The 12,381-nt window shown below is 69.7% G+C and carries 13 protein-coding genes; 8 read left to right on the top strand and 5 right to left on the bottom strand.

Features of this window, described 5'->3' with window-relative positions:
- Positions 1 to 21: 21 nt before the first annotated feature.
- Entirely contained in the window at positions 22 to 1,440 is a 1,419-nt protein-coding gene (locus P2Q00_RS29145; protein ID WP_275776052.1) for an amino acid permease, read from the bottom strand.
- A gap of 167 nt (positions 1,441 to 1,607) precedes the next feature.
- Here P2Q00_RS29145 and P2Q00_RS29140 point away from each other — a divergent pair, with 167 nt between their 5' ends.
- Together P2Q00_RS29140 and P2Q00_RS29135 are read left to right on the top strand one after the other, a co-directional pair.
- Complete coding sequence (locus P2Q00_RS29140) at positions 1,608 to 2,333, top strand: FadR/GntR family transcriptional regulator (protein ID WP_275776050.1); 726 nt, start codon at positions 1,608 to 1,610, stop codon at positions 2,331 to 2,333.
- A 50-nt stretch (positions 2,334 to 2,383) separates the two neighbouring features.
- Positions 2,384 to 3,856: an APC family permease gene (locus tag P2Q00_RS29135; RefSeq protein WP_275776049.1), complete on the top strand. Its 1,473-nt coding sequence runs from the start codon at positions 2,384 to 2,386 to the stop codon at positions 3,854 to 3,856.
- 25 nt (positions 3,857 to 3,881) lie between these two features.
- Here P2Q00_RS29135 and P2Q00_RS29130 read toward each other — a convergent pair whose 3' ends face one another.
- Both P2Q00_RS29130 and P2Q00_RS29125 read right to left on the bottom strand, forming a co-directional pair.
- Complete coding sequence (locus P2Q00_RS29130; protein WP_275776048.1) at positions 3,882 to 4,238, bottom strand: ArsR/SmtB family transcription factor; 357 nt, start codon at positions 4,236 to 4,238, stop codon at positions 3,882 to 3,884.
- Positions 4,239 to 4,447: 209 nt separating this feature from the next.
- Entirely contained in the window at positions 4,448 to 4,822 is a 375-nt protein-coding gene (locus P2Q00_RS29125) for a roadblock/LC7 domain-containing protein (RefSeq protein WP_275776047.1), read from the bottom strand.
- Positions 4,823 to 5,137: 315 nt separating this feature from the next.
- Here P2Q00_RS29125 and P2Q00_RS29120 point away from each other — a divergent pair, with 315 nt between their 5' ends.
- Positions 5,138 to 7,771, top strand: coding sequence for an alpha-L-rhamnosidase-related protein (locus P2Q00_RS29120; RefSeq protein ID WP_275776046.1), 2,634 nt, complete (start codon positions 5,138 to 5,140; stop codon positions 7,769 to 7,771).
- A gap of 93 nt (positions 7,772 to 7,864) precedes the next feature.
- Here the strand turns inward: P2Q00_RS29120 and P2Q00_RS29115 are convergent, their stop codons facing one another.
- Positions 7,865 to 8,728 carry an AraC family transcriptional regulator gene (locus P2Q00_RS29115; RefSeq protein ID WP_275776044.1) on the bottom strand — a complete coding sequence of 288 codons (864 nt, stop codon included), beginning with the start codon at positions 8,726 to 8,728 and terminating at the stop codon, positions 7,865 to 7,867.
- Between the two features lie 9 nt (positions 8,729 to 8,737).
- On the opposite strand from P2Q00_RS29115, the gene P2Q00_RS29110 reads away from it, so the two are divergent.
- The gene (locus P2Q00_RS29110) at positions 8,738 to 9,226 is read left to right on the top strand and encodes a nuclear transport factor 2 family protein (RefSeq protein ID WP_275776042.1); all 489 of its coding nucleotides are present in this window, start codon (positions 8,738 to 8,740) and stop codon (positions 9,224 to 9,226) included.
- 139 nt (positions 9,227 to 9,365) lie between these two features.
- On the opposite strand, the gene P2Q00_RS29105 is transcribed toward P2Q00_RS29110, so the two are convergent.
- The gene (locus P2Q00_RS29105) at positions 9,366 to 9,953 is read right to left on the bottom strand and encodes a TetR family transcriptional regulator (protein WP_275776040.1); all 588 of its coding nucleotides are present in this window, start codon (positions 9,951 to 9,953) and stop codon (positions 9,366 to 9,368) included.
- Between P2Q00_RS29105 and P2Q00_RS29100 the strand changes: the two genes are divergently transcribed.
- The 4 genes from P2Q00_RS29100 to P2Q00_RS29085 all read left to right on the top strand — a co-directional run bounded on the left by P2Q00_RS29100 (position 9,952) and on the right by P2Q00_RS29085 (position 12,197).
- Complete coding sequence (locus tag P2Q00_RS29100; RefSeq protein ID WP_275776038.1) at positions 9,952 to 10,434, top strand: SRPBCC family protein; 483 nt, start codon at positions 9,952 to 9,954, stop codon at positions 10,432 to 10,434. The two genes, P2Q00_RS29105 and P2Q00_RS29100, sit on opposite strands and share 2 nt — an antisense overlap.
- A gap of 192 nt (positions 10,435 to 10,626) precedes the next feature.
- Positions 10,627 to 11,046 (top strand): aspartate 1-decarboxylase, encoded by a 420-nt coding sequence (panD, locus tag P2Q00_RS29095; RefSeq protein WP_115910693.1) that lies wholly within the window; start codon positions 10,627 to 10,629, stop codon positions 11,044 to 11,046.
- A gap of 56 nt (positions 11,047 to 11,102) precedes the next feature.
- The gene (locus tag P2Q00_RS29090; protein ID WP_275776035.1) at positions 11,103 to 11,456 is read left to right on the top strand and encodes a GNAT family N-acetyltransferase; all 354 of its coding nucleotides are present in this window, start codon (positions 11,103 to 11,105) and stop codon (positions 11,454 to 11,456) included.
- A 66-nt stretch (positions 11,457 to 11,522) separates the two neighbouring features.
- On the top strand, positions 11,523 to 12,197 hold the full coding sequence (locus P2Q00_RS29085) for an aspartate/glutamate racemase family protein (RefSeq protein ID WP_275776034.1): 675 nt from the start codon (positions 11,523 to 11,525) through the stop codon (positions 12,195 to 12,197).
- The last annotated feature ends 184 nt before the right edge of the window (positions 12,198 to 12,381 follow it).

Here is a 12,381-nt window from a genome sequence, read left to right as displayed (position 1 = left end):
ATCACCCTCCGGAGTTCGGTCCTACGGCGAGACGAGGGCGTTCTTCTTCCGGCCCACCCGCTCGCGGACCAGCGCGAAGACCACCACGGCCAGCGCCACCAGTGTCGACAGGACCACCTGGTCGCGCCCGCCGCCGTCGGCGGTGTCGGTCAGCATGTAGCCCAGCACGAAGGTGATCAGGGCGATCGTGGCCCAGGTCAGATACGGGTAGAGCCACATCTTCACGACGAGCTTCTCCGGCGACTCCCGCTGGATGATCTTGCGCATCCGCAGCTGCGAGAAGCAGATCACCAGCCAGACGAACAGGGCGATCGCACCGGAGGCGTTGAGCAGGAACTGGAAGACGGTGTCCGGCCACAGGTAGTTGAAGGCGACCGCGACGAAGCCGAAGACCACCGAGGCCAGGATGGCCGTACGCGGCACGCCGCGTCCCGTGGTGCGTCCGAAGGAGGCCGGGGCGTCACTGCGCCCGCCGAGCGAGAACGCCATGCGCGAGGCGGTGTACAGGCCGGAGTTGAGACAGGACAGCACCGAGGTCAGCACGATCGCGTTCATGATCTGGGCGGCGTGCGGGATGCCGATGGAGCTCAGGGCGGCGACGTACGAGCCGTCCTTGAGGATCGCCGGGTCGTCCCAGCGCAGCAGCGAGACCACGATCAGGATCGAGCCCAGGTAGAACACCGCGATCCGCCAGATCACGCTGTTGGTGGCCTTGGTGACCGCACCCTGCGGGTCCGCGGACTCGCCGGCCGCGAGCGTCACGATCTCGCTGCCCATGAAGGAGAAGACCACCATCAGGACGCCGGTGAGGATCGCCCCCGGCCCGTGCGGCAGGAATCCGCCGTGTGCTGTGAGGTTGGAGAACCCGGACGCCGGGTGGTCCGAGCCGGGGAGCAGACCGAAGATCGCGAGCCCGCCGACCACGATGAACGCGGCGATGGCGACGACCTTGATGCCGGCGAACCAGAACTCGAACTCGCCGTAGGAGGCGACCGAGGCCAGGTTGGAGGCGGTCAGGACGAGCATCACGATCAGGGCCCAGCCCCACTGCGGGACCGCCGGTATCCACCCGGCCAGGATCTTGGCCCCGGCGGTCGCCTCGACCGCGAGCACCACGACCCAGAAGAACCAGTACAGCCAGCCGATGGTGAACCCGGCCCAGCGCCCCAGCGCGCGGTCCGCGTACGCCGAGAACGAGCCGGAGGTCGGGTTCGCCGCGGCCATCTCGCCCAGCATCCGCATCACGAGGACGACCAGGACGCCGACGAGGGCGTACGAGACGAGGATGCCGGGGCCGGCGGCGGCGATGCCGGAGCCGGAGCCGACGAACAGACCGGCGCCGATGACACCGCCGATCGCGATCATCGACAGATGGCGGTTCTTGAGCCCGGCCTTCAGACCGGGCTCGGCGGGCGGACTCTTGGTGAGCGTTGAGGTCATCGCGACATCCATGAGGGGAGAGGGGACGGTGACCCGGAAATTAGTTCAGTACGATCTAAAAGAACAGTCTTGTTTAACTGTTCACCATGCTCTATTTTCCGTGCATGCACAGGACGCCGCGTCATCGCCCGCCCTAGCCCCGCTCGGCCGACCGTTAGGGTGACGTCGTGGTGAACGCAGCGGGCAAGTTCGGGCCCTACAGCCAGCCGGGTCCGGCGCCGGAGGCCGGTGTGCACGACGCCCGTGTGCTGCCCGGCCGGGGCCAGACCGGCTCGGAGCTCGTCCGCTCACGCATAGCCCTGCAGGTGCGCCTGACGTCCGTGGCGCCGGGGGACCGGTTGCCGGACGCCGGCGTCCTGGCCGAGGAGCTGGGCATCGGCGAGATCACCGTGCGCCGGGCGCTGGAGGGCATGTGCCAGGACGGCCTGCTCGACCGCCGACGCGGCCGGGCCGGCGGAACCTTCGTCGCACAGGGCTGGGACACGGTCGTCCCACTGCTGCACGACGCCGACGAGGCGGCCTCGCTGGACGCCTTCCACCTGCTTCTGGAGTGCGGTCTCGTGGCCCACGGCGCGGGCGAGGTTGCGGCCGAGCGGCTCGACGCACTCCAGGCCCTGGTCGACGAGATGGACCAGGCCGACGACCCGGCACAACTGCTCATGCTGGAGACCCGCTTCCACCTCGACCTCGCTCAGGCGCTCGGTGGCCCGGGCATCCGGGAACTCACCGCCGACCTCCTCGGCCGGCTGTGCCTGGTCCTGCCCGCCCCGGCTCCCGAGGTGGTACGGGCGCGGAACCGCTGCCACGCCGATCTGCTCGCCGAACTCGGCCGCGGCGCGCTGGACCCGGCCGTACAGGCGGTCAAGGCACACCACCACACCCACCCGAGCTGACATCCGCTGCGCATTGCTTGCACCGCCCCGGAGCAGAAGGAGCTGCCGTCATGCCTGACCCCCAAGCCGTCGGGCCGCCGCCGACGTCGGGCGCCGTCGGCGACACGCCCCAGCGGCTGCGCGGCGGCGTGCTCGGCATGGCGGACATCGCCGCCGCCACCATGGCCAATGTCGGCCCGGCCATGAGCTTCTTCTTCGGCTTCGCCTTCCTGTCCACCACGGCGGGCGTCGCGTCCCCCCTGACGATCCTCGCGGCGGGCATCGCGGTGGCGCTGCTGGGCAACACGCTCGCCCAGTTCTCCCGGGCACACCCGTCGGCGGGCAGCTTCATCACCTTCGTCGGCAAGACGTTCGGGCCGGTCAGCGCGGTGACCACCGCCCTGCTGGCCGGGCTCGGCTACATCATCGCGATGGCCTCCGTCATCGCCATCTCCGGCGGCTTCGTGCAGATCACCCTGCACCACTACACCGGCGTCGACCTGCCGTGGATCATCTGGACGCTGCTGCTGACGTGCCTGTCGGTGGTCCTGATGCTGCGCGGAGTGGTGGTCTCCACCAAGTGGGCCGGCTACTTCTTCGGCGTCGAGATGCTGGTGCTCGTCGTGGTCTCGGTCGCGGCCCTCGTAGAACACCGCGGCAACCTCTCCGCCGCCCCGTTCCTGCCCGACCACATCCACCACGGCCTGAGGGGCCTGGCGGCGGGCTTCCCGCTCGCGGTCTACCTCTTCATCGGCTGGGAGAACTCCGCGGCCCTCGCCGAGGAGACGGAGAACCCCCGGCGCAACGTCGGCCGTGCCGTCCTCTCCTCCATCGCGATCATGACGGTGAGCTACATCCTCTTCTCCTACGCCACGGTCACCGGCTTCGACTACGACGTGGCCGCGCTCGGCGACTCCCGCATCCCCTTCATCGACGTTGCCCACGACACCCTCGGGGCGCTGGCGTTCCTCGCCTACATCGGCGGCCTGACCTCCACCCTCGGCGTGCTGATCGCCGGCATCAACTCCCAGGCCCGCCTGGTCTTCAACGCCGGACGCGAGGGACTGCTGCCGTCCTTCTTCGGCTACGTCCACCCCACGCGCCGTACGCCGAACAACGCGATCGTCACCTTCGCCGCCATCTCCCTGCTGATCATCGGCGGCTGGGGCCTGGGCCATCTGCTCGGCTCCGACGGCGGCCCGATGAACCCCGTCGTCTTCTTCACCGAGTCCTCCAGCCTGGGATCCATCCTGATCCTGCTGGTCTACCTCGCGTCCAACATCGCCCTGCCCCTGTACTACCGCCGCTACCGTCCCCAGGAGTTCCGCACGGTCCGCCACCTGGTGCTGCCCGCCCTCGGTGCCCTGGCCATCCTGGTTCCGCTCTACTACCTGGCCAAGCCCGGCCAGCCCGCGCCGTACAACTGGTTCCCCGTCGCGGCACTCGCCGCGCTCCTCTTCTCCGTCGGCTACGCGACGCTGCTGGTCCGCCGGGATCCGAGCCTGGCGGAACGGGTCGGATCTGTCGTGGCCGACGCGGAGTGAAGACCCGTATGCATGCCATTCCGAGTCATCGGGTGGTGCGCAGGGTGGCCGGGGCGTCGGCCTGCTGGAGTTCGGTGAGGAGCTGGTTCTGGCCGGTGAGGAGCTCGGTGAGGATCCGCCGGGCGGCACGCAGAAGCTCGGCGACGTCTCCCCCGGCGAGCGCGTAGCGCACGGTGGAGCCCTCCCGCATGGACACGACGATGCCGGAGCGCCGCAGGACGGCCAGCTGTTGCGACAGGCTGGACGGCTCGATCTCGATGTCGGCCAGCAGATCCCGAACGGACACCGGCCCGTGCTGGAGGAGTTCCAGCACCCTGATGCGTACGGGGTGGCCGAGCATGCGGAAGAACTCCGCCTTGACCTGGTAAAGGGGGGCCTGCATGGATGCTCGCTCCTGGTCGGATGGGTGGGATTGCGGCCGCCGCGAGGCGGCGGCGTCCAAGGACACCGCCGCACCACAGACCGCCTTCGGATGCCCGATCCTTCACGCCTCGGACCCGGCAGGAACGCACATTGGAACCATGCTGATGTGGTGACTTGAAGAAGTCTTCACATGATGGGCAGGCATGGCCGCAGGCGTCCTCGGGCGGGCTAGATCTCGATCGCCTCCTCCACACGCTTGAGTTGGTGGCGGGCCATCGCCAGGTTCGACCGGGCCTTGTCGAGGACGAGGTAGAGGAACAGCCCGTTGCCCGAACGACCGCTTATCGGGCGGATCACGTGGTACTGGCGGTCCAGCGTGATCAGGATGTCCTCGATGCGACCTTTGAGACCCAACTGCTCCATGGTGCGGACCTTGGCGCGGATGACATCCGTGTTGCCCGCCGCGGCGACGGTCAGGTCCAGGTCCTTGCTCCCGCCGAGCGTGCCCAGCGCCATTCCGCTGGTGTAGTCGACGACGGCAGCTCCCAGGGCCCCCTCGACCCCGGCCATCATCTCCTTCAGTGACACTTCCACACTCGCCACAGCGCCTCCCTTTGTGTGCCGTTGACTGCGCGGGCCGGTGCTGGCGACCCGCCTCGGTGTCCGGACCGTATGCACGCCGCCGTCTCGTCAGGAGGAACTTTCTGGGACTGACCCGTGACGACCGAACAACGGCGCGACCGGACCGTTCGGTGGACCGGAAGTGCCTTGACCGACCGAGAAGTTGACACCCCGACCGTCCGCGCGGGGCCGGCCCGACTCCTGTCCAATCTCTGTACGTGCGCCCGGTGTTCGGGATACCGTCACGTCACCACCATCGTATGAAACGATTCAATCCCGTCTGTTCAGGGAGGCGCAGTGACGTCGATCGGCACATCGGAGAAGGACATCTCCAGACGCACCATGATGGCCAGGGCCGGCACGGTCGGGCTGACGGCGGCCCTCGCCTCCACCGGACTCCCCGCGGCGGCGGCGCTCCCCGCCGAGGAGCCGGCCGCTCCTGCCGCCGGCGCCCCTGCCCGTCGCGCCGACCGCTGGCACCGCTATGTCCAGGCGCCGTCCTCGCGCAACGTCCCGCCCGTGCGGATCGTCGCGACCAGCGGCGATGTCGCGAACGCCGAGGCGCTGCTCGCACCCGGCGGGGCCGCAACGATCCTGCGGCGTCCCCGCCCCGCGGCGGCACCCCGCTGGCCCGAGGGCACCACGGCCGAGGCCTCCTCGTCCCACGCCGGCAACAACGGCAACGACGGGCGTCCGCGCACCTACGACGCCGCCAACGCCATCGACGGCGATCCGGACACGTTCTGGAACGACGACACGCCGGGCGAGTTCCCCGACACCCTCACCATCGCCCTGCCGCAGCCGACGCAGCTTCCGGGCATCACGGTCGTCTCCAACAGCGACGGCGTACCGACCGCGTTCACCGTCGAGGTGCGGCGCGACGGTGTATGGCAGACCGCCGCCACGGTCGTGGACAACGATGTCATCCAGCGGGCCGTCCCCTTCGCCGAGCCGGTCACGACCGACCGCGTGCGCATCACGGTGACGAGCGTGCAGGACACACCGCGCGGTGCCTTCACCCGTATCAACGAGGTCTGGCCCGCGCCCGTCGACCCGATCGCCGTGCCGAGCGTCACCGTGGACTTCGGCAAGGTCGTCGTCGGATACCCGCGGATCCGGTTCACCTCGGCCTCCGACAACTCCCCGGGCGTGCGGGTGGCGTTCTCCGAGACCCGGCAGTTCCTCACGGACCGCTCGGACTTCACCCGCTCCGACCAGGCGGGCGGCGCCGGACAGGGCACGGACCAGTTCGCCGTGCCGGCAAGCGGCGCCGACTGGACGGACCGCAAGGGCTTCCAGGCAGGCGACAAGGTCTTCGCGGACGGTCTGCACGGCTTCCGCTATCTCAGGATCGCCCTCGACGCCCTCCCCTCGGACGCTCCCGCGGCGCAGCCGTGGGGAGAGGCCGAAATCGACTCGGTGTCCCTGCAGTTCAGCGCCTACCTGGGCACACCGAGCACCTACCGCGGCTGGTTCCTGTGCTCCGACGAGGAGTTGAACCGCTACTGGTACGGGGCGTCGTACACCAATGAACTGGTCACGGACACCTTCCGCCAGGACGACGTCGATCCGCGCGGCGCCTGGAGCGCCACCCTGGAGGGCAAGCTGGTCCTGCACGACGGAGCCAAGCGCGACCGCGACCCCTACGTCGGCGACCTCGCGGTCTCCGCCCGCACCCTGTACCTGACGCACGACGACACCGCCGAGGCGGTCCGCAACGTGCTGGCCGACCTCGCCGCGCACCAGCGCGCCGACGGCTGGATCCCGCCCGCCTCCATCTCGGACTACACCCTGCCCCTCTTCGACTATCCGCTGTACTGGGTCACCTGCAGCTGGGACTACGTCCTCTACACCGGGGACAGCGCCTACGCCGCCCAGCACCACTCCAACCTCATCAAGGTCCTGGACAGTTGGTACCCCGGCGTCACGGACGACGCGGGCCTGCTGAGCAAGGGCCTGGGCGGCACGGGCGGATACGGCGACTACGCGTTTCTGGGCCGCACGGGCCAGGTCACCTACTACAACGCCCTCTACGTGCAGGCACTGCGGGCCGGGGCCCGGCTGGCCCGCCTGCTCGGCCGCGGCGGCGACGCCGAGCGCTGGAACGCCAGAGCGGACAAGGTCTCACAGGCCGTCAACGCGCTGCTCTGGGACAAGGCGGCGGGAGCCTACCTGGACTCCACGACCGGCCCGGTGCGCCATGCGCAGGACGGCAACGCGCTGGCCGTCGTCACCGGCATAGCCGACGGGGACCGCGCCGCATCGGCGCTGGCCCACCTCGACGCCACGACGCGGCGGCCGTACGGCAACGCCTTCATGGACAACGACACCCTCTTCGAGCAGGCCTCCCAGCGGGTCTATGCCTTCACCTCCTACCCCGAGATCGAGGCCCGCTTCATGGCGGACCGGGCCGGATCCGCGCTCGACCAGATCCGGCGCACCTACGGATGGATGGACAAACACGACCCCGGCATCACGCACTGGGAAGGCATCGGCCCCGACGGCTCCCTGTACGAGGGGGCCTACACGAGCATGGCCCACGGCTGGTCCACGGGCGTCCTGCCGGCGCTGACCCACCACCTGCTGGGAGCCCGCCCGACGTCGCCCGGCTACGCCACCTGGGAGATACGTCCCCAGCCTGGCGACGTCGACTGGGCGATGGGGCAACTGCCCACGCCGCGCGGCCCGTTGCACGTCGAGTGGGAGAACGCCGACCACGCCTTCCGCCTCGCCGTTCAGGTACCGGAACACACTCGGGGATCGGTTTCCTTCCCCGGTGAGGCGAACCAGCAGAGCGTGCGCGCCGGTCGGCAGACGTTGTGGGACGGGCGTCGGGCGACGGCGCGTGGCGTGCAGGTCACCGACGGGGCGGTCACCGTGTCGGACCTCGGGCCGGGCAGCCACACTTTCGTGTGCGAGCGGCACGGCTAGGGCACGTATCGAGTCGTGATCAACGGGTTGATCAGGCGCTACAGCAGGGCCGGCCATACGATCCGGCTCGCCCTCGACCCGGGCGGATCGCGCTCACCGGTCGGTGAGCGTCCGCGCGAACTGGGCGGGTGACTGTCCTACGTGGCGCTTGAAGGCCGTGCTGAACGAGCTGATCGAGGAATAGCCCACCGCGTAGGCGATCTGGGTGTGCGACTGGTCGCCGTGTGCGATCGCGTCCTTGGCCAGCGCCATCCGCCAGCGGAGGAGATACGCCATCGGCGCCAGACCGGTGACGGCGGTGAACCGTTCGGCGAACACCGATCGGGAGACGGCGGTGGTGCGGGCCAGTTCCGCCACGGTCCACGGCCGTGCGACGTCCTGGTGCACGGCGCGCAGGGCCGCCGCGACGACGGGGTCCGCCAGTCCGTGCAGCAGGGCCGGTGTCCTGCTGTCGGACGTGTCGGCGATGCCGCGCAGGACTTCGACGAGGACGAGTTCGGCGAGCCGCTCGATCATCAGCTCGGCGCCGGGGTGACGGTCGATGACCTCTCGGACCAGCAGGTCGACGAGGTGGTTGACGGCGGGCGCCTGGCGATCCCCGGCCCGGACATGGCATGTCGGAGGCAGGAGTGCCTTCAGCAGTTCGGAGTTGGTCGTGGCGAGCTCGTAGTGCCCGATCAGAATCGTGGCCTCGTCCGCCTCGCTGATCAGGCGGAATTCGGTGGCGCCGGTGAGTACGACGACGTCGCCGGCGTCGAGCGCGATGGTCCCGGACTCGTCCGCCACGCGCCACCGTCCGCGCTGGACTGCGGCGATGTCGAGTGCGCCGCCCTCCGGGTGCGTCGCTGTCCAGCGTGTGCCGCTCGACAGCCGTTTGAACGTCGAGGGCCGCAGGCGCAGGAGGCGCACCAGGTCGGCAAGCGGATCGGCGGTGCCGGACGATCGCGAAACTTTCACGGTGTCTGGATGTTAATTGATCCGGCCGTCTGGTGCGAGGATCGCCGCATGAATACCGAGGACATCGTCCGTTCATGGGCGCAGCGGTGGAACGCCGGCGACGCCGCCGGTATGACGGAATTGTTCACAGTGGACTGTTCGTATCGAGACCGGGCGTTCCAGACGCACTTCACGGGCCTTGAGGGCGTCGCGGAGTGGATGCGGATCACCCAGAGCCACATCCCGGACCTGCACATCGAGTTGCACGCCGCCTTCGGTAATGAGCGGCAGGCCATGGCCCGCTACACGCTCTCCGGCACGTTCGGCCCGGACCATCCCTTCGATGCGGGGCAAGAGGTTGCTGGCAGCACCTTTTCCGTCCCCGCAGCCTCGTGCTTCACGGTACGCGAGGGCCGTATTCACGCGGTCGAGGACTTCTACAACCTGGCCGACGTCATGCGCCAGCTCGGCCTGCCGGCGGGCCCCTTCACGCCCCGAGAAAGCCGGCGGTCCGGGTGAGGTCTTTGATCCAGATCATCGAGGCGCGCAGGCGCAGGCCGACTAGGTAGCTGTCTGGGGTTACCCAGCGATAGAGGAACCCGGCACTAGTTGTTCCGACCACAGTTGTTGGTGACAGACCACGACCGGTACGGCCGTCTCACTTGCCGTGCCGGGCGGGGGCGAGCGAGCCCAGTCCCGTGTCGATGAGTCGGGCTGCGCGGCGGACGTCGGAGCTGACCACGTCGTGCAGCCGCTCGGTCTGGACGCGGTTCAGGTGTCTGCGCAGCGCCTGGAACTGGATGGGCCACAGGGCGAGCAGGGCGGTTGCGGCGATCTGCGGTTCGGGGTCGTCCGGGCTCATCCCACTGCGCCGGGCCAGGACTTCGGCGGCCACGGCGACCTGCTGATCAGTCATGTCGCGCTGATGGGCCCGCAGGGACGGGGTGGATCTGATCAGCATGCCGAAGCGCAGAAGCATGTCCTTTGCCTGGGCCGGGTCGTCCTGTTCGGTCAGCCAGGATGTGATGGCTGCCAGCTCGCCGGACAGGATCTTCAGCGCGGCCTCGACCGGCGACAGATCCGGATCGGCCAGCGTGGTGCGCAGGGAGCCCAACGTGGCCTCGCCCAGGTCCAGGACGAGGGACTCCTTGGTGGGGAAGTAGTTGAACACGGTCTTCTCCGACACCCCGCAGGCTTCGGCGATCTCGGAGACACGCACGGCGTCGAAGCCCGAGGAGCCCGCCATGAGCACCATCCACATCGTCCGCGACTACCCTCACCCGCCGCAGAAGGTCTGGCGCGCGGTGACCGATCCGGAGCTGATCCCGCTGTGGACGGCCACCGGCGCCGGCGCACGCCCGGAGGGCTTCACGGCCACGGCCGGCACCACGTTCAAGTTCATCGCGAAGCCGAAGCCGGGGTGGAGCGGCGTCGTGCTGTGCGAGGTGCTGGAGGCACGCGAGCCCTCGCTGCTGCGCTACTCCTGGCAGGACGAGGGCGGCGGCGAGGTGACGGAGGTCGCCTACCGACTCGCACCGCACGGCGGCGGGACCCGTTTCACCTACCACCACACCGGCTTCACCGGCACCGGAGGATTCTTCATGGCCAAAATCCTCGGCATCGTCCGCACCAGGATGCTCACCAAGGGCCTGCCCGCCGTGCTGGACGACCTCGACGACGACGGCACCCTGCATCCGGACAGCACCTTGCGTCCCGAGCGGCAGTAGCGGCCCGCTCCTGCTCGAACGTGATGTGACTGAGATCTCGGTGCGAGTCGCCGGTGCCGGTTCCTAAGCTGATCCCGCTTTTCAGCCGTGGTTCAGACGGTCGTGCCAGCCCGAAACGAGCCGCTGTAGGCTGAAAGAACAGCCCTTGACCTGCATAAAGCAGGCAGGGAGCCGAGATCCGGGAGTTCCTCCATGCTGCGCACCATGTTCAAGTCCAAGATCCACCGTGCCACCGTCACCCAGGCCGACCTGCACTACGTGGGATCGGTGACCATCGACGCCGATCTCCTCGACGCCGCCGACCTGTTGCCCGGCGAGCTGGTGCACATCGTCGACATCACCAACGGCGCCCGCCTGGAGACGTACGTCATCGAGGGCGAGCGCGGGTCGGGTGTGATCGGGATCAACGGGGCCGCCGCCCATCTCGTCCACCCCGGCGACCTGGTGATCATCATCAGCTACGCTCAGGTGACCGACGCCGAGGCCCGGGCACTCGAACCCCGGGTCGTGCACGTGGATCGCGACAACCGCATCGTGGCCCTTGGCGCCGACCCGTCGGAGCCGGTGCCGGGCTCGGACCAGGAGCGCAGCCCGCAGGCCGTACCGGCCTGATCACCGTCCTCCCCGTTCTCCCTGTTCTCCCCGACTGTCGGACCAGGAGCGTGCCCATGAGCGAGATCGAGATCCGCGACGACCGGGCGGCGGGCCGCCTGGAGGCCATCGGCGACGGTGCGGACGGCGAAGTCGTCGGCCACATCGAGTACTTCGTCCTCGAATCCCCCGAGCGCGCCCTGATCCCCGTCCACACGATCGTGGAACCGGCCCACGAGGGGAAGGGCATTGCGGGCTCACTGGCGCGCGAGCTGTACGCCATCGCCGAGCGCGAGGGCGTCGTCGTCGCCCCGCTGTGCCCGTATGTCACCAAGTGGGCCGAGCGCCACCCCGACGAGGCCCCGGCAGCCGACCCGGAACTGCTGCGGGCGGCGAAGGAGTGGCTGGTGGCGCACCCGGGCCGGTTCTGAGACCACGCAGCCCTTCGCGTCTTCCATTCCACCCTTCCACGCCTTCACAGAAAGGCCCCCGCCCGTATGCTCGCCCTCCTGCACACTTCGCCCCTGCACGTCCCGGTCTTCGACACCCTGCGCGACGAGGACCACCAGGGCCTGGAACTGCGGCACTTCGTCGACGAGGAGCTGCTGGCCCGGGCCCGCCGCGAGGGTCCCGAGGCGGTGGCGGACGAGGTGCGGGCCGCGCTGGACAAGGTCGTGGCCGAGGGCGCGCGGGCCGTCCTGTGCACCTGCTCGACCATCGGGGGTGTCGCCGAGGCGGCCGGTGCCGGGGCGGGTGTGCCGGTGCTGCGGTCCGACCGTCCGATGGCGGCCGCCGCGGTGGCCGCCGGCCCTCGGATCGTCGTTCTCGCCACGGTGGAGAGCACGTTCGGCCCCACGGTGTCCCTGATCGAGGAGGAGGCCCGTCTCGCCGGCCGCCCCGTCGAGGTGCGGACCGGTCTCGTCGAGGGGGCCTGGACCTGCTTCGAGGCGGGAGACACCGAGGGCTGCGCACGTCTGGTGGCGGCCGCGATCGACGCCGTCACCGACGCCGACGCGATCGTCCTCGCCCAGGGCTCCATGGCCCCGGCCCAGCATCTGACGACGACCACGGTCCCGGTGCTGTCCAGCCCCCGCCCGGGTCTGACCGCCGGCGCCGCGGCGGTCCGCGCCGCACAGGCCCAGCTGGGCCTCTGCGGTCCTACGGACGGGTGAGTGGGGAGACGGCTGTCGGGTACGCGGGGGAGTAGTCCAGAGCCGACGTCGAGCGACTGGCCGGAGGACATCATGACCGAGCCGTACCCCCACCCCGTACCCCCCGGACCGGCGCCGGGCCCGGACCCCCAGCCCCCCGACCCGTACCCGTCTCCGGTCCCCACCCCCCAACCGCCCCCCGGCC

Source organism: Streptomyces coacervatus, from assembly GCF_029223485.1.
GTDB classification, from domain to species: Bacteria; Actinomycetota; Actinomycetes; order Streptomycetales; family Streptomycetaceae; genus Streptomyces; species Streptomyces coacervatus.
Note: the sequence above shows the minus strand (reverse complement) of the source record. Positions and strands in the feature narration are given on the sequence as shown.